The sequence below is a fragment of the Buttiauxella sp. AC142 genome (assembly GCF_979253435.1).
Genome location: NZ_CEEDCH010000001.1, coordinates 2,009,976 through 2,034,702 on the forward strand (window position 1 = coordinate 2,009,976; position 24,727 = coordinate 2,034,702).

19 protein-coding genes are annotated in these 24,727 nt (G+C 53.2%); 7 read left to right on the forward strand and 12 right to left on the reverse strand.

All coding sequences use genetic code 11. The features are described from left to right. Position 1 precedes the first annotated feature (1 nt). The 8 genes from AC0IWZ_RS09280 to AC0IWZ_RS09315 form a co-directional block, all read right to left on the reverse strand. The gene (locus tag AC0IWZ_RS09280; protein ID WP_410372510.1) at positions 2 to 1,420 is read right to left on the reverse strand and encodes an L-fucose/L-arabinose isomerase family protein; all 1,419 of its coding nucleotides are present in this window, start codon (positions 1,418 to 1,420) and stop codon (positions 2 to 4) included. A 24-nt stretch (positions 1,421 to 1,444) separates the two neighbouring features. Further along, positions 1,445 to 2,935 (reverse strand): FGGY family carbohydrate kinase, encoded by a 1,491-nt coding sequence (locus AC0IWZ_RS09285; protein ID WP_471677503.1) that lies wholly within the window; start codon positions 2,933 to 2,935, stop codon positions 1,445 to 1,447. Positions 2,936 to 2,937: 2 nt separating this feature from the next. Next, positions 2,938 to 3,882, reverse strand: a complete 945-nt coding sequence (locus AC0IWZ_RS09290) for a transketolase family protein (protein ID WP_410372508.1) — start codon at positions 3,880 to 3,882, stop codon at positions 2,938 to 2,940. Beyond that, positions 3,875 to 4,705, reverse strand: a complete 831-nt coding sequence (locus tag AC0IWZ_RS09295; protein WP_034495215.1) for a transketolase — start codon at positions 4,703 to 4,705, stop codon at positions 3,875 to 3,877. The genes AC0IWZ_RS09290 and AC0IWZ_RS09295 overlap by 8 nt, the downstream gene beginning before the upstream one ends. A gap of 86 nt (positions 4,706 to 4,791) precedes the next feature. Beyond that, entirely contained in the window at positions 4,792 to 5,892 is a 1,101-nt protein-coding gene (locus AC0IWZ_RS09300; RefSeq protein ID WP_034495216.1) for an ABC transporter permease, read from the reverse strand. A gap of 1 nt (position 5,893) precedes the next feature. Continuing rightward, positions 5,894 to 7,411 carry a sugar ABC transporter ATP-binding protein gene (locus AC0IWZ_RS09305; RefSeq protein ID WP_471679480.1) on the reverse strand — a complete coding sequence of 506 codons (1,518 nt, stop codon included), beginning with the start codon at positions 7,409 to 7,411 and terminating at the stop codon, positions 5,894 to 5,896. Next, a complete protein-coding gene (locus AC0IWZ_RS09310) occupies positions 7,411 to 8,013 on the reverse strand; it encodes a DUF2291 family protein (RefSeq protein ID WP_471677501.1) in 603 nt (200 codons plus the stop codon). The genes AC0IWZ_RS09305 and AC0IWZ_RS09310 overlap by 1 nt, the downstream gene beginning before the upstream one ends. A gap of 13 nt (positions 8,014 to 8,026) precedes the next feature. Next, entirely contained in the window at positions 8,027 to 8,968 is a 942-nt protein-coding gene (locus AC0IWZ_RS09315; RefSeq protein WP_471677500.1) for a substrate-binding domain-containing protein, read from the reverse strand. Between the two features lie 211 nt (positions 8,969 to 9,179). Between AC0IWZ_RS09315 and AC0IWZ_RS09320 the strand changes: the two genes are divergently transcribed. From AC0IWZ_RS09320 to yncE, 3 genes are all read left to right on the forward strand, one after another. Continuing rightward, the gene (locus tag AC0IWZ_RS09320) at positions 9,180 to 10,124 is read left to right on the forward strand and encodes a sugar-binding transcriptional regulator (protein ID WP_034495221.1); all 945 of its coding nucleotides are present in this window, start codon (positions 9,180 to 9,182) and stop codon (positions 10,122 to 10,124) included. Positions 10,125 to 10,335: 211 nt separating this feature from the next. Beyond that, positions 10,336 to 11,775 carry an aldehyde dehydrogenase gene (gene aldA, locus AC0IWZ_RS09325; protein WP_471677499.1) on the forward strand — a complete coding sequence of 480 codons (1,440 nt, stop codon included), beginning with the start codon at positions 10,336 to 10,338 and terminating at the stop codon, positions 11,773 to 11,775. Between the two features lie 107 nt (positions 11,776 to 11,882). Further along, positions 11,883 to 12,944, forward strand: a complete 1,062-nt coding sequence (yncE, locus tag AC0IWZ_RS09330; protein WP_471677498.1) for a 7-bladed beta-propeller protein YncE — start codon at positions 11,883 to 11,885, stop codon at positions 12,942 to 12,944. A 75-nt stretch (positions 12,945 to 13,019) separates the two neighbouring features. On the opposite strand, the gene AC0IWZ_RS09335 is transcribed toward yncE, so the two are convergent. Further along, positions 13,020 to 13,973 (reverse strand): alpha/beta hydrolase, encoded by a 954-nt coding sequence (locus AC0IWZ_RS09335; RefSeq protein WP_471677497.1) that lies wholly within the window; start codon positions 13,971 to 13,973, stop codon positions 13,020 to 13,022. Positions 13,974 to 14,146: 173 nt separating this feature from the next. Continuing rightward, complete coding sequence (gene nifJ, locus AC0IWZ_RS09340; protein ID WP_471677496.1) at positions 14,147 to 17,677, reverse strand: pyruvate:ferredoxin (flavodoxin) oxidoreductase; 3,531 nt, start codon at positions 17,675 to 17,677, stop codon at positions 14,147 to 14,149. Positions 17,678 to 17,963: 286 nt separating this feature from the next. Here nifJ and AC0IWZ_RS09345 point away from each other — a divergent pair, with 286 nt between their 5' ends. Beyond that, complete coding sequence (locus tag AC0IWZ_RS09345) at positions 17,964 to 18,230, forward strand: putative hemolysin (RefSeq protein WP_034495231.1); 267 nt, start codon at positions 17,964 to 17,966, stop codon at positions 18,228 to 18,230. A 10-nt stretch (positions 18,231 to 18,240) separates the two neighbouring features. On the opposite strand, the gene hslJ is transcribed toward AC0IWZ_RS09345, so the two are convergent. Beyond that, the gene (gene hslJ / locus AC0IWZ_RS09350; RefSeq protein WP_471677495.1) at positions 18,241 to 18,666 is read right to left on the reverse strand and encodes a heat shock protein HslJ; all 426 of its coding nucleotides are present in this window, start codon (positions 18,664 to 18,666) and stop codon (positions 18,241 to 18,243) included. A 527-nt stretch (positions 18,667 to 19,193) separates the two neighbouring features. On the opposite strand from hslJ, the gene AC0IWZ_RS09355 reads away from it, so the two are divergent. Continuing rightward, positions 19,194 to 20,551, forward strand: a protein-coding gene (locus tag AC0IWZ_RS09355) for an IS3 family transposase (RefSeq protein ID WP_471677313.1) whose coding sequence is annotated in 2 segments (ribosomal slippage) — positions 19,194 to 19,644 and positions 19,644 to 20,551 — 1,359 coding nt in all. Because the reading frame shifts where the segments join, the coding sequence is not laid out codon by codon here. A gap of 132 nt (positions 20,552 to 20,683) precedes the next feature. Here the strand turns inward: AC0IWZ_RS09355 and AC0IWZ_RS09360 are convergent. Continuing rightward, positions 20,684 to 21,673, reverse strand: coding sequence for a 2-hydroxyacid dehydrogenase (locus AC0IWZ_RS09360; protein WP_034495235.1), 990 nt, complete (start codon positions 21,671 to 21,673; stop codon positions 20,684 to 20,686). Between the two features lie 212 nt (positions 21,674 to 21,885). Between AC0IWZ_RS09360 and AC0IWZ_RS09365 the strand changes: the two genes are divergently transcribed. Then, complete coding sequence (locus AC0IWZ_RS09365; RefSeq protein WP_471677494.1) at positions 21,886 to 24,528, forward strand: YdbH family protein; 2,643 nt, start codon at positions 21,886 to 21,888, stop codon at positions 24,526 to 24,528. Beyond that, positions 24,525 to 24,725, forward strand: coding sequence for a YnbE family lipoprotein (locus AC0IWZ_RS09370; protein ID WP_034495239.1), 201 nt, complete (start codon positions 24,525 to 24,527; stop codon positions 24,723 to 24,725). Before AC0IWZ_RS09365 ends, AC0IWZ_RS09370 begins: the two co-directional genes overlap by 4 nt. Positions 24,726 to 24,727 lie beyond the last annotated feature (2 nt).

Here is a 24,727-nt window from a genome sequence, read left to right on the forward strand (position 1 = left end):
ATTAACGATGCAGGTAACAGTTCACCCCTAAATACTTACTGAATGCTTCCTGCAAAACCACACCCGTCGCCGAATGGTTCATGGCGACGTGGTGCTCAAAGCCATTGTTACAAATCCACGCCAGTAAATTTTCCAGATGCGGCACTTCTATGACCGCACGGCAGCCGACGGTATCTAACGCGTCATCAACGGATTGCCCTTCGCCGACATAGGCTTTCACCTCCCCGGTAAAATCATCAGAAGAGAGGCGGAAGTAGGTCAGCGGGCCGCTTTTCAGACGGCCATGCACTGCGCCGCAGGTGTTCTCTTTGCCGACCGTTGTGCCGATAATATCAGCGGTGCCCATCGACGGGGATTCCAGGCTGCTGCTGGCAAAGTTCCCGCAGTGGAACAACACGCATTTGTTGCGATCGTCACCGAAGTTGTTGTTCCAGTCGGCAATTGAGGCCGGGTTAAGCGACGCACTTGCGAGGGCATACATCGACAATGCGCCCATCACGTCGACTTCACAGGCGCTTGGCATCAACTGCCCGGACATCACGCTCATAATCGAACAAACGTTAATGCCGAGGTTTTCCTGAAGCGACGTCCAGCACTGGATCGCAGTGGTGTCGATGTCGTTTGCCACGACCCATTCGCTGATCACCACAAACAGTTTTGCCATTTGGGTTAACTTATCGGCGGGAATGCCGCTGGCATCGGCGTTTTCAATTAAGATGCCGCGCTTCTCATGCACACGCAGATCGTCATCGCTGATGTGTTTGATGCGGGTGAAAATTTCAGACAGGTCGAGGGTTTCAACCGCCACGCCCATTTTTTCGAGCAGTTTTTCGCTATAGCGCACGGTGTTAAAACTGGCCGGACGCGCACCAATCGCCCCAATGCGCACACCTTGCATTGATTTCACCACCCGGCAGATTTGCGCAAAACGCTGTAAATCTTGTTCGAATACTTCACCGCTTAACGCGCAAACATGCTGCGTGGTGAGCGTGAAGGGGATGTTGTACTGGCGCAGGTTGTTGCACAGAGAAATTTTCCCGCAGAAGCTATCGCGGCGTGTCGCGAGTCCCATTTTGTCGAGATTGTCCTCTTCGGCCTGGATTAACACCGGGACTTTCAAACCGGAAAGGCGAATCGCTTCTGCCACCGCTTTTTCATCGCCAAAGTTTGGCAACAGCACCACCACTCCATGAATGTCGTCACGATGCTGGCGGAACAGTTCGGCACAGACTTTGGCATCCTGACGGGTTTCCACACCGCCGAGATGCGTTTGCCCATCTTTTAACATCACGGTTTTGATACCCAGTTTGCTAAATAAGGCTTCGGCTTGTTCATGCGCCTGCGCCACTAAATAGCTTGGGAAGAACCCGCGGTTGCCGATGATCACACCGAAGGTCAGTTGTTTAGGGATTCTGGACATAGCTTCACTCCGCTCAAAATAGATTTAATTTGGCTGAAAGCGGCAACGCGCCACGGCTTCAAGCCATTGTTTATAGTTTTCTTGCATGGTTTTTTGTTGTTCTGCCTGCGGCTGCAAACGCTCGCCACAGTGGGCTAATGCGGCAAGCGGTGTTCCGTCTTGCCACCAGCCGAGGGTTTTTCCGGCAAGCAGCGTTGCGCCGAGTGCGGAGATTTCAGCCGCAGGCTGAATGATTAACGGGCGTTGCAGCACATCTGCCTGTAATTGCATCAGCCAGCGGTTTTGGGTAGCGGTGCCATCCACGCACAATGATTCGAGGCGCTCGCCGGTCGCCTGCTCCATAGCGAAAAACACATCGGCAATTTGATAGACCAGCGATTCCAGTGCGGCTCGCGCCAGCACTGCAGGCGTAGCGGCATCCGTCAGGCCGCAAATCATGCCGCGAGCGTGTAAATCCCACCACGGCGCACCGAGCCCGGAAAGCGCCGGCACGTAATAGACGCCCTGGTTACTTTCTGCCGATTGCGCAAGCTCGGTGAGTTTTGCCGGATCGGTGATACCTAACATTTTCCCCAGCCAGGCGGCACCGGAACCGGTGTGAGTGATATTGCCTTCCAGCGCGTAGTTCAGCTCACCGTCATGCCAGGCAAGCGTAGTGCTCAGGCGATTACTGCGGTTTACCGGCTCCGGGAGTGAAAGCATCAAAGAAGAACCGGTGCCATAAGTGGCTTTCACCACATGGCCACAGACACTGCGCTGCGCGTAGAGTGCCGCGTGTGAATCACCGATAAGCGCCAGCACTGGCGTGCCAATCGGCAAACCGGCAATGGTGTTGATTTGCACTTCGCCATGGTGACCGGAAGATGCGCGCACCTTCGCCAGTGCCGCACGCGGAATGCCGAATAATTTGAGTAATTCGTCGTCCCATTCGCCCCGGTAAATATTAAACAGCTGGGTGCGGGCGGCATTGGAGTAGTCGGTAGTGAACGAATGCCCGGCGGTCAGTTGCCAGTTCAACCAGGAGTCGATTGTCCCGATACACAGCTCGCCCGCGTCGGCACGTTTCATGCCGTCCGGAATGGCATCGAGCAGGGCGCGGATTTTCGCCGCCGGGAATAACGGATCGACGGGCAGGCCAGTCAGGCGAGCGATCAGTTCGCCATGCCCCTGCGTTAACAGTTGCTCGCAAGTTTGTTCTGAACGGCGATCTTGCCAGCTCACAACGGGTGTTAACGGTTTACCATCAAGGCGCTGCCACACCAACACGGATTCACGCTGGTTGCTTATCGCAACGCCCGCGACGTTGGCTGTGCCGAGTTGTCGCAGACAGCCGCTCAATGCTTCACACACGGCATGCCAAAGTGCTACGGGGTCTTGTTCTGCAAGCCCTGGTGCCGGGTGCGTCATTGCCACGCCGACACTGTAACGGGCGCAGATTTCCCCGTTACGATTCACCGCCACCACTTTGGCGTTAGTGGTGCCCTCATCAATAGCCAGAATTACCGGGCTGGACATGGCTATGCTCCTTTGCAAAGCGCCGTGGCGGAACGTGTGACTCCTGCGGCATCAATTCCATGATGAGCACGCATCTCCTTGCGATCCGCCGCAATAGCATAGCTACCGTCTGCAATGCCGAGCCGCAACAACGGTATACCGCATCCGGCTTCCGCTAAGACTTCAGCGACCAGGCTGCCGACACCGCCATTCACGTTGTGCTCTTCAACGGTTATCACGTGGCGTGAATTTTTAAGCATGGTGAGAAGTTGTGCGGTATCGCAAGGGCGGATAGACGGAACGTTGATCACCGCCGCATTAATACCCAAATCTGCGAGTTGTGCCGCCGCCGTGACGATTTCATGTACTGTTGAGCCCATGGCGACTAGTGCCACATCATCGCCTTCGCGCAGCTGATTAATGGCACCGGGTTTGAACTGATAATCTGCGTCGTGCAGTTCCGGCAATGCTTTGCCGTCAAGACGAATGTAGACCGGGCCGATGTGTTCCAGCGCGTAGTCAATAATCTGGCGGCATTCAATCGGGCACGATGGCGCATAGATTTCGATGTTGCCAAAACCGCGCAGCACGGCGATGTCGTCAATGCTGTGGTGGGTGCTGGCGAGCGGGCCATAGCTGGCTCCGGCATTGAGGCCAAACAATTTTACGTTGCTGTTGTTGTAGCAAACGTCGACTTTGATCTGTTCGTTTGCGCGCGAAATCAAAAACGGTGCCGCGTTGCAGGTGACGGCGATTTTGCCGCCCATCGACAAGCCGACCGCCGTGCCCACCAGCGTCTGCTCTGCAATGCCGACATTCACCAGTCGGTCAGGAAACTGCTTCATAAAGGGTGAAATTTTTGCCGTAGAGGTTGAGTCTGCAACCACCGGTACCAGGTCTACGCCGCGCTCGACGGCGTCAATAAAGGCATTCACCATTACGGTTGCCAGGTGTTCGCTATTACTCATCTTTCAGTTCCTCCAGCGCCAGTTCGATTTCGTCACCTTTTGGTATCCGGTGGTGCCACTCCGCGCGTCCCTGAATAAAGGAGATGCCCGCGCCTTTGGTGGTGTTGGCAATGACAACGTGCGGTTTACCGTGCGGCTGTAATCCTTCAATTGTGGCGACCACATCAGCCATGTCGTTGCCACGGCACTCGGTCACTTCCATGCCGAACGCGCGCCATTTCTCATCCAGCGGGTCGGTATTGAGAATGTCTTTGGTCGAGCCCGCGAGTTGCAGATTGTTTTTGTCGTTAATGATGATCAGGTTATCGAGCTGGTAATGTGCCGCGACTAACGCCGCTTCCCAGTTGCTGCCTTCCGCCAGCTCACCATCGCCAGTCACGACAAAGACGCGGCGCTGGCTGTTGTTGCGTTTGGCCGCCAGCGCGATGCCTACGGCGACCGGCAGACCGTGGCCTAGCGCACCTGTGTTCAGTTCAACACCCGGCGTTTTGTGTTTCACCGGGTGGCCGGGCAGGTGAGAGTCGGCATGCTGATAGGTCGGTAGCCACTCCACGGGAATAAACCCGGCTTCGGCCAGCACGCAGTAATAACCGCCTACCGCATGGCCTTTAGACTGAATGTAGATGTCACGTTCATCGCTGTTAATCAGCTGCGGCGAACAATTCAGTATTCGGAAGTACAGGGCGGTTAAGATTTCTACCTGCGATAAATCAGCCCCGGTATGACCGCCAGCTGGGCTGTTGGCATTAAGCAGGACGATGCGGCGACGGACGGCGCGCGCTCTCTTTTCCAGATCCGTAACTGACAGTGCGAACGGATTCATAGTGTTACCTCTTGCATTAAAAATCATAGATGAATAATTATTCCGTGCGGGTAAAAAAATACCCGCCATTCAGGATCTGTGACGCGCTACACCTTCCCGCTACTTTCCATGATTGCTTTCTGGGCCACGACCGCCGCTTTTTGCTGCATGCGGTTTTGCATCTGGTCGATGATGACCGCCACAATAATAACGATGCCTTTGATGACCATTTGCCAAAACTCACTCACGCCCATCATCACCAGGCCGTCAGCCAGAAAGCCAATCACGAATGCGCCGACGAGGGTGCCAAGAATGGTGCCGCGCCCGCCTGCCAGCGATGTTCCGCCGAGCACAACCGCGGCGATAGCGTTCATCTCAAATGCCGTGCCGTTTGCCGGGTGGCTGGCAACTAACTGCGCGGAAACGACAATCCCGGCGATGGCGGCGCAAAAACCGGACAGTGTGTAGACCCAAATTTTTACCTGGCGGACTTTGACGCCAGAGAGTTCAGCGGCGCGTTCGTTATCACCAATCGCGTAAACATGGCGGCCAAAGGGCAGGCGGCGAGCCACATAAGCAATGGCGATGGCGAGCACAATCATCATCCAGATAGCCCACGGGATACCGAACAAATTGCCGGAGCCAATCAGGTCGAAACCGGTATTGCCGAGCTGTGGATTGCCGGAAAGTCCGGGGAAGGTTTCACCGCCCGAGGTCAACATGGCGGCCCCGCGCAGCACATACATGGTGCCGAGCGTGCAGATAAACGGTGCGACGTTATAGCGGGTGATAATCCAGCCGTTGCCCGCGCCAATCAGCCCGCCAATCAGTAATACCAGCGGCACAATTACCCACACGCTTGGGAAAATGGCGATACCAAACATCGGCAGCACAATACCTTTGGTGATAAGCCAACCGGCAATCATGCCGCACAGCCCGAGCGTGGCGCCAATCGACAGGTCAATGCCTGCCGTGATGATGACAAACGTGATGCCGAGCGCCAGGAAGGCGTTGATAGCAATGTGTTTAATCATGATCACCATGCTGCCCATGGCGAGGAAATCCGGCACCATGATGGCGAAGAAACCGACAATCAAAAACAGCGCAATAAAGGTGCGCAGTTTGAGCAGTAACAGCAGCAGATTTTCCCGCGAGCTGAACGGCGAGCCTGGTCTGGCGTTGAGCGCGACAGTATCATTCGTTTTCATATCAGAACCCTTGTGCACTAGCGGAAACCAATGCCGACTCTTCGGCGTGTTCGCGGGGAATATCGGCGGTGACTTTGCCGCCGGACATCACCAGAATGCGGTCGGAAACCGCCATAATCTCTTTGAGATCGGAGGTGGAAAACACCACCGCAATCCCTTGTTCGGAAAGCTGAACCATCATGCGGAACACGTCGGCTTTCGCACCCACGTCGATCCCACGCGTTGGCTCATCGAGCAGCAGCAGTTTCGGGTTGGTCAGCAGCGAGCGGCCAATCACCACTTTTTGCTGGTTGCCGCCGCTCAGCGCCTGAATTTCCACTTCCGGGGATGAGACTTTAATCGAGAGGTTGCCAATGGTGCTGGCCACGACCGCCGTTTCATCAACCTGCGAAATCGCAAAACCACGCTGTAAACGCCGCCATAAACTGGCAATCGTCAGGTTGCTGGCGACCGACGATATCGGGAAAATCCCGGTACGTTTACGGTCTTCCGGCACCAGACTCATGCCCATACGAATGCGTTCGGCGGTGGCAAGGCGCGGCGGCACCGGTTTGCTGTCGAGCCATAATTTGCCCAGATAGTTGCGTTGCGTACCCAACAGGCATTCAAACAACTCCGTGCGTCCGGCACCCATCAGCCCATAAATGCCGACGATTTCACCTGCGCGTACTTGAAAACTGACGTCGTTCACCACCGTGTTTCCTGCGGAATTGACGCAGGTGATGTGTTCCGCTTCCAGAATGGCGGCACCAAAATCACGCCCCGGTTTAAGGAAGCTGGACACCGGTTCACTGCCGAGCATTTCGCGCACGATCCATGGCACGTCGATATCACACACCTGTGCTTCGGCCTGAAATTTGCCATCGCGCAAAATGGTTATCACGTCGCCAATTGCCATTAACTCTTCGAGGCGGTGGGAAATATAAATAATGGTGACGCCCTGGCGGGTGAGTTCGCGAATCACCCGGAACAGAATTTCCACTTCGGTTTTGCTTAATGCCGAGGTCGGTTCATCAAGAATTAGGATGTCCGCGTCTTCAGCCAGCGCTTTGGCGATTTCTACCAACTGCTGTTGGCCGACTTTCAGGTTTGCCACTATCTCTTTCGGGGAAATAGGCTGATCCAGGCGCTTGAGCAATTCCGCGCTGCGTGCCTGCTGCGTGGCTTCATCAATGGGCGATAAACCGTGTTGCAGTTCACGCCCGAGGAAAATGTTCTCGGCAACCGTCAGGTTTTCGAAAAGATTGAGTTCCTGGTGAACCATGCCGATGCCATGCGCGGCGGCCTGGCGGGTGCTGTTAAACTGCACCACTTCACCATTCAGGCGCATTTCACCGAGGCTCGGCTGTTGAACGCCCGCCAGAATCTTCATCAGCGTCGATTTGCCTGCACCGTTCTCACCGATGATGACGTTCACTTTGCCGCGCCAGACGTTGTAATCAATGTTGTCCAGCGCCACGGTGCCGGGGAACAGCATCGAAATACCACGGGTGCGCAGAATGATAGGATCTTGCGACATTATGGTTGCCCCCGTTCCAGTGAAATTGCCGCCGCGTCACTTAATGCACCGTTACGCATCGTTACGGCCATTACCACGGTGACCGGTTGCTGCTGCCAGCTTTCATCGACTTTCGGCAGGTGTTTTGCTGCTTCGCGGTTATAGGCTTTCGAAAGCTGCGCGAACTGCACCTGATTAGTGAAATCTTCGAACTTGTAGCCGGTCGCATCACGGATTGCGTTGCCGCGAATCATTGGCCCAATTTGCACCTGCAGCGGTTGGTCATTGACGGTCACGGTCAACGTGCGTTCGCGTTCGTTATCCAGAGAAACGCTATCGACTTTGCCTTGTACTTTGACGAATACGCTTTCGTTGTTGGCGTTGGCGGCGCGGGTTTTCAGGGTAGTACTATCCAGCGCATGGCTCTGCGCGGGCGTCAGTACTTTGCTGTTCCAGGTTTGTTGCGCTATCTGCGCGGGTGTCTGGTTTGCGAAACTCGCTTTCGCATTCGGATCTGGCGGAATAATCGGTTGCCCGTTTTCATCCAGATCCACCACCCGGCAGGCAGTGAGCAACAGGGCACTGCAACATAACCAGCCAATACCCCATTGTTTGAGCGACATACAGCCTCCTGGACTACTTAGCCAGCTTGAAGGTTTTCAGCTGATTGGCATTGCTATCGTCAATTAATACGCAGTCCATCAATTGTTTTTCCTGTAACTGCGGTTTGCCGTTTTTCAGGAAGAAATCCGCTTGTACCACCGCCATTTGCGCTTGCTCCCAACCGGGTTGCAGCACGGTGGCTTTGATATTGCTCTTGGCGATAATCGAGTCGCGCACGTAGTCGCTACCGTCAAAACCCACCACGATGACATTGGTTTTTCCGGCGGCTTTTAAGGCGGCTTCTGCGCCAAGCGCCATGGTGTCGTTACCGGAGATCACGCCGACGATGTCGGGCTGAGTTTGTAAGATGGATTCCATGCGGGTGAAGGCTTCGGTCTGGCTCCAGTTTGCGGTTTGCTGGGCCACCATTTTCATATCCGGGTAGTCGTCGAGAATGTCGTGATAACCCTGCGAGCGCACGTGGGCGTTGGTGTCTGACTGGCGGCCCAGCAATTCAACATATTTGCCTTTGCCGTTGAGCAATTTGGCAAATTTCTCTGCACCCAACTGCGCGCCCTGATAGTTATTGGAAACAATCTGCGCTACGGCAACGCCAGTTTTGTTGATTTCACGATCGATAAGGAAGGTAGGAACTCCAGCAGCTTTGGCTTTTTCTAATGGGCCGACGGTGGCATCCGCCCCAGCGTTATCCAGAATGATGGCTTTTGCTTTGCGGGCAATAGCGGTCTCAATCAGCTGGTTTTGTTTATTCACATCATCATCGTGTGACGCGACCAACGTGGTGTAGCCCAGCTCTTTTGCCTTCGCCATCGCACCATCGGCTTCTGCTTTAAAGAATGGGTTGTCATGCGATGGGGTAATAATGGCAATCAGCCCATTATCAGCGGCATAGAGATTGGCAGATGAAGCAAGCAGTGCAGCAACGAGTGAGGTCTTCAGTAGGGTAAATTTCATTTTTATCTCCACATTGAATATATATTCAAGCATGATTTATTATTCAATGTAACGATATGCCCCGCTTATGGTTCTGTCCATGTGGAATTGATTAAAATGATAAAAAGGCGAATGTGATCACAAATTGTACGAATTAACGGCAAAAGGAATGCTGTCTTGTTATTTATGCAGCCTTGAATAAAAATATCAGGTAGAGAATCAGGAGGCGCACATGTCAAAGCAGGATGAACAACGTTTGTTGGTCAAGATTGCGACGCTCTACTTTGTTGAAGGGATGAAGCAGTCAGAAATCGCCGGGTTATTGCATCTGTCGCAATCATTTGTCTCACGCGCCATCACACGCTGCCAGAAAGAGGGCGTGGTAAAAATCAGTGTTATCCAGCCCGCTAATATTTTTCTCTCGCTCGAACAGGCGCTGGAGAAAAAGTACGGTATTCGCCAGGCGATTGTGGTGGATGTCGATGAGTCAGCACCCGCCTCGCAAATCAAACACGCGATAGGCAGCGCGGCGGCGCACTATGTTGAAACGCGTTTACGGCCAAACGATCTGGTGGGGATTTCATCCTGGAGTTCCACCATTCGAGCAATGGTGGACGAGCTGCACCCGCAGAGCATTAAAGCACGCGGTGTGATTCAACTGCTCGGTGGTGTGGGGCCAAACGGCAATGTACAGGCGACGATTTTGACGCAAAACCTGGCGGCACAACTCGACTGCCCAGCCTGGTTGCTACCGTCGCAAAGTATTGAGCATTCCGTAGAAGAACGAGCAAAACTGGTCGCCAGCGACGATGTGGCCGAAGTCGTGAAAAAGTTTGCTGAAGTCGATGTGGCTATTCTCGGTATCGGTGAGCTTGAACCGTCCCAGCTGCTGAAAAATTCGGGCAACTATTATGGCGAAGCGATGCTGAAAACGCTGGCCGAACGCGGTGCGGTGGGGGATATCTGCCTGCACTATTTCAATGCGCAGGGCGAGCCGGTTTTGAGCAAAGAAGAAGATCCGGTTATCGGCATGGAGCTCAGCCAGGTTCGTGACTGCCCGCATGTGGTGGCACTTGCGGGCGGAAATGACAAAGCCAATGCCATTCGTGGAGCGCTGCACGGCGGTTATATTGACGTGCTGATAACTGACTATCCGACAGCCCGGCAACTGCTCTAATTCTCCCATAATGACCGTTTTCTGATGAAGATGCTGAAAACGGTCATTCCTATGTTTCTAATCTGTAGCTAATTTGCTGCTTTTCTGTTGTTTTTATTGAGTCCCATCACACTTCATGACCGTTTTGCCCGAATAGCTGTTGTCGAACTCTAAAGTATTCACAAATGCTTTACATAGACGAAACAAAATAGCGAACGCAAAGGAGCCGGTCATGACAGCACCTGTACAACACCCGATGTATATTGATGGTCAATTTGTTCAATGGCAGGGCGAGAAGTGGATTGATGTGATTAATCCGGCCACTGAAGCGCTGATTTCGCGCATTCCTGACGGCACCGCGCAGCAGGCGCGTGATGCGATTGATGCCGCTGCAAAAGCACAGGCAGGATGGGAAGCGTTACCCGCCATCGAGCGCGCTGGCTGGTTGCGTAAAATTTCTGCTGGTATTCGTGAGCGTGCAAAAGCCATCAGCGCATTGATTGTTGCCGAAGGCGGTAAAACGCAGCAGCTGGCCGAGGTCGAAGTGGCGTTCACCGCCGATTATCTTGATTACATGTCCGAATGGGCGCGTCGTTATGAAGGTGAAATTCTGCAAAGTGACCGCCCGGGTGAAAACATTCTGGTGTTCAAACGTGCGCTGGGCGTGACGACCGGGATTTTACCGTGGAACTTCCCGTTCTTCCTGATTGCCCGCAAACTGGCACCTGCGCTGATTACCGGTAATACCATTGTTATCAAACCCAGCGAATTTACGCCGAATAACGCCATCGCCTTTGCGGAAATTGTCCATGATATCGGGCTGCCAAAAGGTGTATTTAACCTTGTATTGGGGCGCGGTGAAACGGTCGGCCAGGAATTGGCAGGCAACCCGAAAGTGGCGATGGTCAGCATGACGGGCAGCGTCGGCGCGGGCGAGAAAATCATGGCGGCGGCGGCCAAAAACATCACCAAAGTGTGCCTGGAACTGGGCGGTAAAGCGCCAGCGATTGTGATGGATGATGCGGATCTGGATATCGCCGTGAAAGCGATTGTTGACTCGCGCATGATTAACACCGGGCAAGTGTGCAACTGCGCGGAACGTGTGTATGTGCAAAAAGGCATTTACGACGAATTTATTACTCGCCTGAGCGAAGCCTTCAAACAGGTGAGTTTTGGCGACACTGGCGAGCGTAACGATGTGTCGATGGGGCCGTTGATTAACGCCGCCGCACTGGAGCGCGTGGAGCAGAAAGTCGCTCACGCGGTAAGCGAAGGCGCACGTGTGGTAGTGGGCGGTAAAGCGCCGGAAGGAAAAGGGTATTTCTACCCGCCAACGCTGCTGGTGGATGTGCGTCAGGAAATGGCGATTATGCACGACGAAACCTTCGGCCCGGTGCTGCCTGTCACGACGTTTGAAACGCTGGAGCAAGCCCTGGAAATGGCGAACGACAGCGACTACGGCCTGACATCGTCGGTCTATACCCGCGATTTAAACACCGCCATGAAAGCGATAAAAGGGCTGAAGTTCGGCGAAACCTACATCAACCGTGAAAACTTTGAAGCGATGCAGGGCTTCCATGCGGGCTGGCGTAAATCAGGTATTGGGGGAGCGGATGGCCGCCACGGCCTGAACGAATATCTGCAAACGCAGATGGTCTATTTACAGGTGTAATGATTTACTTTCTCATCTATAAATGATAATAATTATCAATATTATTTTCACCCTTGGCTAACGCTATGTTAGCTAAGGGTTTATCCACGCTATTGATAAGGACATTTATGCCAGTTTTACCCCAAACCCGTCTGCGCGTTTTGCCTGCGCTCATGCTTTCCAGCCTGCTGTTTTCCACTTCCTTATTTGCCGACACCTCATTCACGGTTGAAAGAAAACCCGTTGGCAAAGGCGCGTATGAAATGGCCTACAGCGCAGACCAATCTGCCCTGTATGTTGCCACTTCCCAAAGCCGCAAAACGGACAAAGGTGGGGTGGTTTACCGCCTTGATCCCGCGACTCTTGAAGTGACTCAGGCGATTCATAACAACCTGAAACCGTTCGGTGTGGCGCTCAACAAAACAACAGGCACGCTGTTCCTCGGCAACACCACCAGTAGCGCGGTGACGGCGATTAACAGCAAAACGGGAGATGTGATTAAGACGCTGGTGGTGGATGAAACCAAACGCACCGAAACCACGCGTCCGCTGATGCCGCGCCAGTTGGTGGTGGATGAAGCGACCAACACGCTATACATGGGCGGGTTGGGCGAATCCAGCGTGCTGTGGGTGATTGACGGCGACACGTTAACGCTGCGCGATACAATTAAAGATCTCGGCAAAATGGCGACGGGACTGGCGATTGACGCGAAAGCATCACGCATTTACATGACCAACGCCGACAACGAATTTATCGTTATCGATAGCAAAACCGACAAAGTTGTCTCGCGCACAAAACTGGACACCGAAGGCGAGCATTTCTATCTGAATATTGCGCTGGATGCCGCAAATAACCGCGCGTTCGTCAGCGATTCTAAGACACCGCAGTTGCTGGTTGTGGATACCAAAACCAGCAAAGTGCTGAACAAAGTGGATGTGCCGCTGGGTCTGGATGTGCTGTTTAACCCGGTGCGTAACGAAATTTACGTGACACACCGCAAAGCCGGTAAAGTCAGTGTGATTGATGCGAAAAGCTACAAAGTGCTGGAAACCATCGACACGCCAGCGCTGCCAAATAGCCTCGCGTTGTCTCCTGACGGGCAGCAGTTGTATGTCAGTGTGAAACAACCGGGCAGCCGCGAAAAAGAGCCAACCAGCCCGGACGATATCGTGCGCATTAGCTTTAAGTAAGATTTAAAAATAGTTCAGAAGGTATCGGGTGGCACGACGCTTACCCGACCTTCAAAACTCCCGAAGCCGCAGCTGTCATGCACCATTTTCGCCAGAACCAGGCAACGCCTCCATCCAGTTCATCAGCAATTCAGGCCAACTGGCCGCCGGTAACCCGACCGCTCCGCGGATCCCAAAACCATGTTTACCGTGCTCAAAAAGATGCATTTCCACTGGCACGTGCTGGGCGCGTAAGGCCGAGAACATCACCAGACTGTTATCGACCGGCACGGAAGGGTCATCAACCGCGTGAACAATAAAGGTTGGCGGGGTTTGCTGCGTCACGTTCTGTTCTGGTGAATATTTCTTAATCTGTTCAGGCGTCGGATGATCGCCAATCAATGCGTTGCGTGAACCGGGATGGGCGATATTTTTATCCATGGTGATAACCGGATACATTAACGCCAGAAAGTTTGGGCGAGCACTTAGTTTGTCTATTGAATCTGTGGCGGGATAAGCCGCTTCGTCATAGCGAGTCGCCAGGCTTGCCGCGACATGACCGCCAGCCGAAAAGCCCAGCACACCGATACGCTGCGGGTCAATTTTCCACTTTTGCGCATCTGCTCGCAGTGTGCGAATCGCTCGTTGTGCGTCCACCAGTGGCGCATCGGCTCCTTCGGCGTGTCCGTCGGCGGGCATTCGGTAGGTCATGACAAACAGCGTGTAACCGTTGGCATTGAAGATTGGGGCCAGATCGCTGCCTTCTTTATCGAGCACCACACGCTGATAGGATCCGCCTGGCGTGACAAGCAGCGCAACGCCATTGGGTTTTTTAGGTAAATAAGCGGTGATGGTGGGGGTGCGTATCCCTGTTACGGCTCTGTCTGCCAGCCCACCCGTTTTACGCCTGTCGACAGTTTCTTCTTTGACGGGACTGTTTTTAGCGCCTGGGGCTTCGCCTTCCGGCCAGACAGGAAATTCAGGCAGCGCGAATGCGGCACCGCTCATAGACAGCAAAATTGAGGTAGCGAGCAGAGTTCGACCTAACATAACGTTTCCTTTTTAGAATAATTAACCGAGATATAACATACCGTTAATATCAGAAAAGGGATGGAGTGCTCATTTATGAATCAGGCGGACGAAATTATTGAAATAGTATTTTGAAGTTTATCTGAAAGAAGCGTCACGCTCACCAGATGACTGATGAGCGTGACGTTTAGCGGTTACTCGCTATCGGTTTTTTCCGCTTTCCCGGCCATTTGCGCCAGGAAATCATAGCGTTTTTGCAAATCGACGGCGGCGTCTTTCGACAGTTGCTCAGCGACTTCCGGTTGCTGCGCATTCAGGCGGCGGAAACGCTGTTCTTTCATTAGCGTATCGGCCAGCGCATCAGACGGCGGACGAGAATCCAAAGCCAGTGGCAGTTTGCCTTCATCCGCACGACGCGGGTCGAAGCGATACAGCGGCCAGAAGCCGGTGGCGGTGAGCTGGCGCATTTGGTCATGGCTCAGTGCGAGGTCGTAACCGTGCTCTTCGCAAGGGCTGTAAGCAATAATTAGCGACGGCCCCGGATACGCTTCGGCTTCCTGAATGGCTTTCACCGTCTGGTTAAGCTGTGCGCCGAGTGAAATCTGCGCCACATAAACATGCCCGTACATCATCATGCTGACACCGAGATCTTTACGCGCTTTACGCTTGCCGTGTTCGCCGAATTTAGTTACCGCACCCAATGGTGTGGCTTTCGATGCCTGGCCGCCAGTGTTGGAATAACACTGCGTATCGAGCACCAGAATATTGACGTTTTCGGTCAGGCTTAACACGTGATCCAGGCCGCCGAAACCGATGTCATACGCCCAGCCGTCGCCCCCAATCAGCCAGATAGATTTATCAACCATCGCGTCGGCGTCGGTGAGGAGCTGGCGAGCGTCCGGGTCGTCGATATTTGCCAGATGTTTGCGCAGTTCGATAACCTGTTCGCGGCGAACTTCTGGCGTGGCTTCGGTGTGAAGCTGCTCATTAAGTTCGGCGGGCAGTTGGTCAGCAAATTTATCCACCAGACGCATCACGCGGGCGCGGTGCTGGTCAACGGTTAGGCGGAAACCGAGGCCAAATTCGGCGTTATCTTCAAACAGTGAGTTTGCCCACGCCGGGCCGCGTCCGTTGCCATCGGTGGTGTACGGCGTAGAAGGCAAGTTACCGCCATAAATTGACGAGCAACCGGTGGCGTTGGCAATCAACATACGGTCGCCATACAGCTGCGTCAGCAATTTAATGTACGGCGTTTCGCCACAGCCGGAACACGCGCCTGAATATTCAAACAGCGGTTGCAGCAGCTGCGAAGTACGAATATCAATGCGTTCGAGGCTGGTGCGATCCATTTCCGGCAATTGGAGGAAGAAGTCGTAATTCTCTTTTTCTTCTTCCACATGCTCAAGGCGCGACATCATATTGATGGCCTTGATTTCTGGGTTCTGGCGGTCTTTCGCCGGGCAAACTTCGACGCACAAATTACAGCCGGTGCAATCTTCCGGTGCCACCTGCAACACGTATTTCTGACCGCGCATATCGCGGGATTTCACATCCAGTGATTGCAGTGCGGCAGGGGCGTTTTCCATCTCTTCTGGCTGCACGACTTTGGCACGAATTGCAGAGTGCGGGCAGGCGGCGACGCAGTGGTTACACTGGGTACAAATGTCCGGTTTCCAGATGGGAATTTCTTCGGCGATGTTGCGTTTTTCCCACTGCGTAGTGCCCATCGGCCAGGTGCCGTCAGGCGGCAGTGCGGAAACCGGCAGCGCGTCGCCAAGGCCTGCGAGCATGGCGGCGGTGACGGTTTTGACGAAATCTGGCGCGGCATCAGAAACGACCGGCGGGCGCATCGGGCTGGTTTCGTTGACTTCTTGCAGCGTGACTTCGGCGAGCGATTCACGCGCTAACGCCAGCGCCTGCCAGTTGCGCTCAACCAGTTCCTGGCCTTTGCTGCTGTAGCTTTTGGCGATGGCACCTTGCAACTCAGCCAGCGCGCTGTCGCCCGGCAGAATGTGGGTGAGATGGAAGAACGCCATCTGCATGACGGTGTTGATACGCGCACCCAACTGGCATTCACGGGCGATTTTCGCCGCATTCACCACGAAGAAACGCGCTTTTTTCTGGTTCAGCACCGCCTGAACTTCTTGCGGCAGTCGGTGCCACACTTCATCCGCGCCATACGGCGTGTTGAGCAGGAAAATGCCGCCGGGTTTCAGGCGTTCGGCCATTTGATATTTGTCGATAAACTGCAACTGGTGGCAGCCGACAAAATCAGCTTTATCAATCAGGTAGGTGGAATTAATCGGTTGTTCACTGACGCGCAGATGCGAAACCGTCAGACCGCCCGCTTTTTTCGAGTCATAGACGAAATAACCCTGGGTGTAAAACGGCGTCGAGTTACCGATAATCTTGATGTTGTTTTTGGTCGCTGACACGCTGCCATCGCTGCCCAGGCCGTAAAACAGCGCTTCGAGTTTGGCGCGGTTGGGCAGGGTGTTTTCTGGCAACGGCAAAGAAAGATTGGTCACGTCGTCGTAAATACCGACGGTAAAGCGCGGGCGCGGTTTGGCCTGTGTCAGTTCGTTGAACACCGCCAGCACGCAATCCGGGCCAAACTCTTTCGAAGACAGACCGTAACGCCCGCCAATCACGCGCGGCAGCGTTTCGCGCTCGGCACGGTTAAAGGCTTCGGCAAGAGAGGTCATTACATCAAGATACAGCGGTTCTGCGAGTGCACCCGGTTCTTTGGTGCGGTCGAGCACAGCAATCTGACGCGCGCTTTCTGGCAACACTTCCAGCAAATGGTCGGCGGAGAAAGGGCGGAACAGGCGAACTTTCAGCACGCCTACTTTTTCGCCGCGCGTCAGGAGTTCATCAACCACTTCCTCGCACGTACCAATGGCGGAGCCCATCAGGATAATCACGCGTTCGGCTTGCGGGTGGCCGTAGTATTCAAACGGGCGATACTGGCGGCCAGTGGCTGCGGCAAAGCTGTCCATCGCCTGCTCAACGTGTTGGTAAACCGCGTCGTACCACAGGTTGCTGGCTTCGCGAGACTGGAAATAGGTATCCGGGTTGGCGGAAGTCCCGCGAATCACAGGGTGCTCTGGGTTTAATGCCCGGGCGCGGTGTTCATCAATCTCTTTTTGCGGCAGCAGTTCCAGAAGGGTGCTGTCGGCCAGCGGGACGATTTTGTTGATTTCATGCGAAGTGCGGAAACCATCGAAGAAATGAATAAATGGCACACGGCTTTTGAGTGTCGCAATGTGTGAAATCAGCGCGAAGTCTTGAGCTTCTTGTACGCTGCTGGCACACAGCATGGCGCAGCCCGTCTGGCGAATGGCCATCACATCGGAATGGTCGCCGAAAATCGAAAGGGCGTGAGTCGCAACCGTTCGCGCCGCGACATGCAATACAAACGGCGTGAGCTGCCCGGCCAGTTTGTAGAGTGTTGGGATCATCAGCAGTAAACCCTGCGATGAAGTGAACGAGGTGGAGAGCGCGCCGGTTTGCAGAGCGCCGTGAACGGCGGCGATGGCACCTGCTTCGGACTGCATTTCTACCACGCGAGGCGTATCGCCCCAGACGTTTTTGCGCCCGTCCCCGGACCACGCATCGGCAAGTTCTGCCATGGTGGAGCTGGGAGTTATCGGGTAGATGGCAATTACTTCGCTGGCACGAAACGCGACAGACGCGACTGCACCATTGCCGTCAGTTGTGATCATGAGAACACCCTTACATTGCGCAATAAGAACTGAAATGACCCGCATGCTTGCGCGAGTCGAAGAATAATCTTTTAATTCTAGCAAAGGACACAAAAGGTGATTTTCGCTTTTGTGTCTTGCGTTGCGCTTTGATTGAGGTTGTAAAAAGAGTAATTGGTGATGTTTTGCGCAATAAAGTGATCTGCTTTGCAAAATCACACACATTTTATGGCTTTACGGCCTCGACGGAACCTAACGCCTGCGCTTATGATTCTTGGGTTTTGCAACGTTTAGGGGGAGTAGAGTCATGCGCGCTGCGTTTTTAGCCGGTTGTGCGGCAATTTTATTGTCGGCATGTAGTAATGAACCACCGCAACAAGCCACGGCGGCCCACGTTCCACCTGGAATGCGTGCGGCAATGTCGAATCAGGGTGAAGCAAGTTGTGCAATGATTGGTGGGACGCTGAGTGTTGCTCGTCAGCTGGATGGTTCGGCTATTGGTATGTGTGCGATGCCCAACGGCAAACGTTGTAGTGAAAACGCGCTTGCCGCCGGAACATGTGGAACGTACTAGCTCATCAGATCTAGTTGACCAGGTCGGCCAGTTTATAAACTAAAGTATGCTGGCTGGTTTTCAGCGTCAGCTGTTGCGGGGCTAAATCCACTTTTGCGCCGCTGGTCAGCATATCGTTAATCATATGGTCAAGCCCGTTAAGCTGCGGCTCGGCACACATCATCATGGTCATTCCCAGACCTTTCGCTTTCAGAGTGCCGTCTTCAAGTGTGGCCTGGCCCATAAAGCGGTTACACATCGCACCTGAAACATGCATATTTTCACCGAAGCTCAGTTCCGGCGTGCGATCAATGCCCGTTAACGGCTTGCCATCAACGCTTTGCAGAATATAACGATGGTGTTGCAGATCTTGCGCGGTGACAGTGGATTTCTCGTTCGATTGTGCGCAACCGGCCAGTACCATTGCAGCCAGAGCCAGTGAAGCTAATTTTTTCATCTTCTTTTCCCTAAGTTATTCAGTTCATCAATGAGTTGAATGACTATATCAAAATTATATCTGATTATTATAAGGATATTCTTAAAGCCATCCTGATGCTGAGGCTCTGATCGATAAGCCTCGCTGTTTTCCGTTCACCTGAACGTTATTCGATCCCAGACTGTTCAGTGAACGGTGAACGTATCAAGGAGAGAACGCCCTCTCCTTGATAATCCTGGCGCCCGGTCATTAAATTGCCGCTACGCGGTAAACCCCAGCTTATCCCCAACGTTCAGGGTCGTTCGCGATTCGCTCCCGGCGATCGCTCACTTTCGCTGCTCCCGGCAACTCAACCCTGACTTATGGGGAACACTGGGGCAATTTATACCGGGAACAAGGTCTAAACCGACCCAGGGACTGAAAGGAAAAACGGAGGTTTACCGCGCAGCGGCGATTTAAAGACCGGGAGCCGGGATTGCGAAGGGTGCTGCGGTTGTACTGAACCCCAGATCCTGGATCTTTGTATCCAGTATCTTGAGGTTCAAACCATGAAATATCCTGTCTCAGTCCGGCTGTCTGCCGTTCAGTATTATCTTTCCCGAAAAGGGACACTCAATGAAACAGCCCTTTTGTTTGGTGTCGGAAAATCGCCCCTGGGTCGATGGATCCGTGCATTCAGGCAGCAAGGCGAAGCCGGGCTGGAGCACCGACTTTCCCGCACTTATACTCAGGACTTCAGGCTCGGGGTTATTCGCTACATGATGAAACACAAATGCAGCAGTGCCGAAGCTTCTGCGCACTTCGCCATTCCTAATGAAACGCTCATCCAGCAATGGTTGAAGCGTTACCGTGAAGGAGGGGCGGAGGCGCTTCATCCTGTTAAAAAAGGAGTCTCTGTGCCCAAAGCAAAATCCCCTCCTGGCTCAAAACCCTTCTGTGAGATGACCCACGCTGAACTGCAGGAAGAGCTCGAATATCTGCGTGCGGAAAACGCTTATCTAAAAAAGCTGAAAGCCCTGAGAGAGGAAAATGCCCTCAGGGAGCAGCAGAAAAAACAAAAATAGTGCAGTCACTGTTACCCGCGCACCGGCTTGTTTTTCTGCTCCGTGCAGCCCGACTGGCGCGGAGTTCGTACTATTACAATGCCACGAAGCCTGCAGCGGAAACCGACAGATATGCTGGTATTGTGCGGGCTATCATGGCCATTAATGTGCGTCATATGGGGCGCTACGGTTACCGGCGTATGACGCTGGCGTTGAGAAAAGAAGGTTTTACGCTGAACCATAAGACAGTCCGCAAACTCATGAAGCAGCACGGCCTGACCTGCCACATTCGCCGCAAAAAGTATCGCTCGTACATGCCCGGTGGCGGACCAGCTTCAGATAATCTGCTGGCCCGTAACTTCAAAGCGGAAAGCAGCGGCATGAAATGGTGTACAGATGTCACGGAGTTCCGGGCCGGAGAGCATAAGCTTTATCTGTCGGTTGTCCAGGATCTGTATAGCCATGAAATCGTGGCCTGGCATACGTCGCGCAGCCCGTCTCAGCGTCTGGTATGCAAAATGCTGGATGATGCACTGAAGGTGAACTACCGGAAAAAAGGACTCATACTTCACAGTGATCAGGGCTGGCATTATAAAACGCTGATGTGGCGGGCGATGCTGGCAGATGGCGGGGTAACGCAAAGCATGTCAAGGAAGGGTAATTGCCTGGATAATGCCGTAATGGAAAACTTTTTCAGTCATCTGAAAGCGGAGATGTACCACAGGAAACGATATGACTCTGTGGAAGTGCTCAAACGAGATGTTATTGATTATATTAATTATTATAACAATGAGCGTATTAGTCTGAAAACGGGTGGAGTGAGTCCGGTAGAGTACCGGACTCAGATGGAAATACAGCAATAAACTACGTGTCCAGGTTTTGGGGTTCAGTACAGCGGTAGCACCCTTTGCGCGTTCACCGTTTCGGTGATTACAGAGAACACTAATCGTCTAGTGAACGGAACCTTCTCCTGCCTGGCAGGAATCCAGATCCCATTAGTTCACCTGATTAACACAAGGCTCGCCATTCTCTAACTGACGCAGGTTTTCCAGCGTTGTTTCGGAAATGCTGGTCAACGCTTCTGCTGTCAGGAATGCCTGATGCCCGGTAAACAGCACGTTGTGGCAGGCTGACAGGCGACGGAACACGTCATCCTGAATCACGTCATTTGATTTATCCTCGAAGAATAAATCGCGTTCGTTTTCATAGACGTCCATGCCCAGCGCACCAATTTTTTGGTTTTTCAGCGCATCAATTGCTGCCTGGGAATCAATCAAACCACCACGGCTGGTGTTGATCACCATCACGCCATCTTTCATTTGATCAAACGCTGCATGGTTAAGTAAATGGTAGTTTTCCGGCGTCAGCGGGCAGTGCAGGGAAATCACATCTGACTGCGCGAACAGCGTCGGCAAATCGACGTATTCCACGCCAAGCTCAAGCGCTGCAGCACTTGGGTATGGGTCGAATGCCAACAAACGCATACCAAAACCTTTCAAAATTCGCAGCGTTGCGATGCCAATTTTACCGGTACCAATGACACCTGCCGTTTTACCGTACATGGTAAAGCCGGTCAGCCCTTCGAGTGAGAAGTTGGCATCACGGGTACGTTGATAAGCGCGGTGAATACGACGGTTCAGGCACATCATCATACCGATGGCGTGCTCGGCGACCGCTTCAGGGGAATAGGCTGGAACGCGCACGACAGGCAAGCCGAGTTCTTTGGCCGCGTCGAGATCGACGTTGTTAAAGCCCGCGCAGCGCAGCGCGATAAACTTCACACCTTGCTTTTTAAGCTCTTCGAGAACCGGACGGCTACCGTCGTCATTAACGAAGATACACACCCCGTCACAGCCATGAGCAGTTTTGGCTGTTTTTTCGGTTAGTAAGAAGTCATAAAATTCAAGAGAGAAGCCATATTCATTGTTAACCTGCTCCAGATACTTTTTGTCGTACTGTTTTGTGCTATACACTGCGAGTTTCATGGGACTTATCTCCAGAATGATATTAGTGTAAAATTACCACGCTTAAAAAATTCTTACAAATTTTAAAATTTATTTTTAGCGACATAATTCTGCTGCTGACTGAAGGTTAGCTAAGCTTAAATCAGACACGACCTTCACGCCCGGTCCGAATCATGCAAGAATCATCTCATATGTCGGCTTAAATTGTCGCTGAATCAGGATATTAACCACCCATGAAGGGTAAATATAAAGCCATTATTGCACTGGTGCTGATACTCATTCTGTTGCCACTAACGCTCTTGATGACTATAGCCCATTGGCTACCGACGCTTGCCGGAATTTGGCTGCCGCAAGGGACGCGAATCGCCATGGAGGCCAGCCCACGTTTTGCCCGGGGTGCCATTCTGGTGCCCGATCTGCGCTACCTCGCCGGGGATTGTGAACTCGCCACCCTCAAAGACGCCACGCTCAGTCACCCAAAACGCTGGCGCATCCATCTGAACACGCTGAATCTGAACGTTGATTGCCTGAGTAAAATTCCGTCTGACGCCTCCGCACCTGCGGCACCTCGCTCTTTGCAAGAGTGGCAATCATTGCTGCCTGAAAGCTTGTTAACTATAGATAGGGTCAATGTGACCCCGTTTCAACAGTTCTCCGGCGCTTTGCGTCTGGCGTTGACTCCCCAGCAACAATCTCTGCATTACGATGGGCCATCAATAAATGTTGATGCGCAGTTGAACGGTCAAATACTGGAACTGAAAAAGCTAAAAATTCAGGCATTGGCGGGCATGGAACCGCTGGAGTTAGCCGGAACCGTCACACTGCCGTTAATGACTGATGGAGTGCCGGAACAGGGGCATTTATCCACGAAGTTGCGCATTCCGCAGGAGCCTGAACTGGTGGATCTGGTGCTGGACTGGAGTGAAGAAGAGGGCACCTTTATCGTGTCTAAACCTGGCTCCGCCGAAGCGCTGCTCAGTCTACCGTGGGCAATCAGTGAAAACATTTTTGAAGTGAATGGTGGACAGTGGTTCTGGCCGCATGCCGGTTTCCCGTTGCGTGGTGGGGTTGCCCTGCGGGTGGATGACTGGAAGAAGGGGCTGGAAAACGCGGTGATCAGCGGTCGGATGAACGTCATCACTCAGGGCAGCGCGGGTAAAGGCAATGCGGTGCTCAATATTGGCCCAGGGAAACTCAGCCTCGAAAACAGCGCATTGCCGGTACAGTTAACCGGTGAGGCAAAGCAAAATGGGATGGTGTTTTACGCGATGTTGCCAGGGGAAATTAGCGGTGCCATTGCCGACCCGAAACTGCTGTTCCGCCCTGGCGCGCTTTTACGTTCACGTGGCCGGGTTATTGATTCTATAGATGTGGATGAAATTCGTTGGCCGCTGGCGGGTGTCAGTGTCTCGCAGCAAGGTGTGGATGGGCGTTTGCAGGCGATTGTTCGCGCTCATGAAAACGAGATGGGAAGTTTCGTGCTTCATCTGGATGGGCGAGCGGACAACTTTTTACCCGATGCCGGATTGTGGCGCTGGAAATACTGGGGTAATGGCGAGTTCAAGCCGATGCAGGCGAAGTGGGATGTGCGTGGTCAGGGTGAATGGCGCGATAGCGTTATCGAACTCAGCTCGCTTTCCACAGGGTTTGATAAACTTCAGTATGGCTCGATGTTAGTTACTCAACCGCGCCTGAAACTGGAAAAACCATTGCACTGGCAACGCGCCGGGAATGCGCCGTCGTTTGATGGAACATTCACGCTAAACGCCGGAGAAACTACTTTTAGCGGCGGCAGCACGCTCCCTCCTTCAATATTAACGTTCAGCGTGAACGGCGAAGACCCGACTTCGTTCCAGTATAAAGGAGACTTACACGCGGGGGCGATTGGCCCGGTGCGTGTGAATGGCCGCTGGGATGGCGAGCGCCTGCGAGGCAATGCGTGGTGGCCGCAGCAGGGCCTGACCGTGTTCCAGCCGCTTATCCCCGCCGACTGGAAGATGACCTTAAAAGAGGGAACGCTGTATTCGCAGGTCGCCTTTTCCGCGGCTGCCGGGCAGGGGTTTGAAGCTGGTGGTCATGGCGTGGTGAAAAACGGCAGCGTCTGGATGCCCGATAACCAGATTAATGGCGTCGATTTTGTGCTGCCGTTTCGCTTTAGCCATAGCACGTGGCAATTGGGAACGGACGGCCCGGTCACGCTGCGCATTGCCGAAGTTAAAAACCAATTCAGCTCCACCAATATAACCGCCGATCTTGAAGGCTGGTATCCGTGGAGCGAAGCGCAGCCGCTGATGCTCAGTAACGTGAATGTCGATATTCTTGGCGGAAAACTTCGTGTGCAGCAGCTCCGCCTGCCACAGCACGACGCCGCCTTGCTACGCTTAGAGAACATCTCTTCGAGTGAATTGGTGACGGCGGTCAATCCTAAACAATTTACCATGTCCGGGCGCGTTAACGGGGCGCTACCTCTGTGGCTCAACCATCCGCAGTGGATCATTAAAGATGGCTGGCTAACCAACCCTGGGCCGTTGACGTTAAGGTTGGATAAAGACATGGCGGATGCCATTGTCGAAAACAATATTGCCGCAGGTGTTGCGGTTAACTGGTTGCGATATATGGAAATTTCTCATTCCTGGACCCATATCAATTTAGATAATCTGGGCGTGCTAACTTTGCAGGCGAATGTGCAGGGCATAAGCCAGGTTGAAGGGAAAAGGAATGCGGTTCGGCTGAACTATAGCCATCAGGAAAACCTCTTTACGCTTTGGCGCAGTTTGCGTTTTGGGGATAATTTGCAAACCTGGCTTGAGCAACATACCGAATTGCCGGATGTGCGTTGTCAGACACGGGATAAAGCTTGTGAGGAAACACAATGAAAATCGTCATCGCCACGCTCATGATTTTAGGGTTTGCCACCCTGACGGGATGCACGCCGCGTATTGAAGTCGCCGCACCCAAGGAACCTATCACCATTAATATGAACGTAAAAATTGAGCATGAGATTCATATTAAGGTAGATAAAGACGTTGAAACCCTGCTTAAAAACCGCAGTGATCTGTTCGGCCAGGAGTGAGC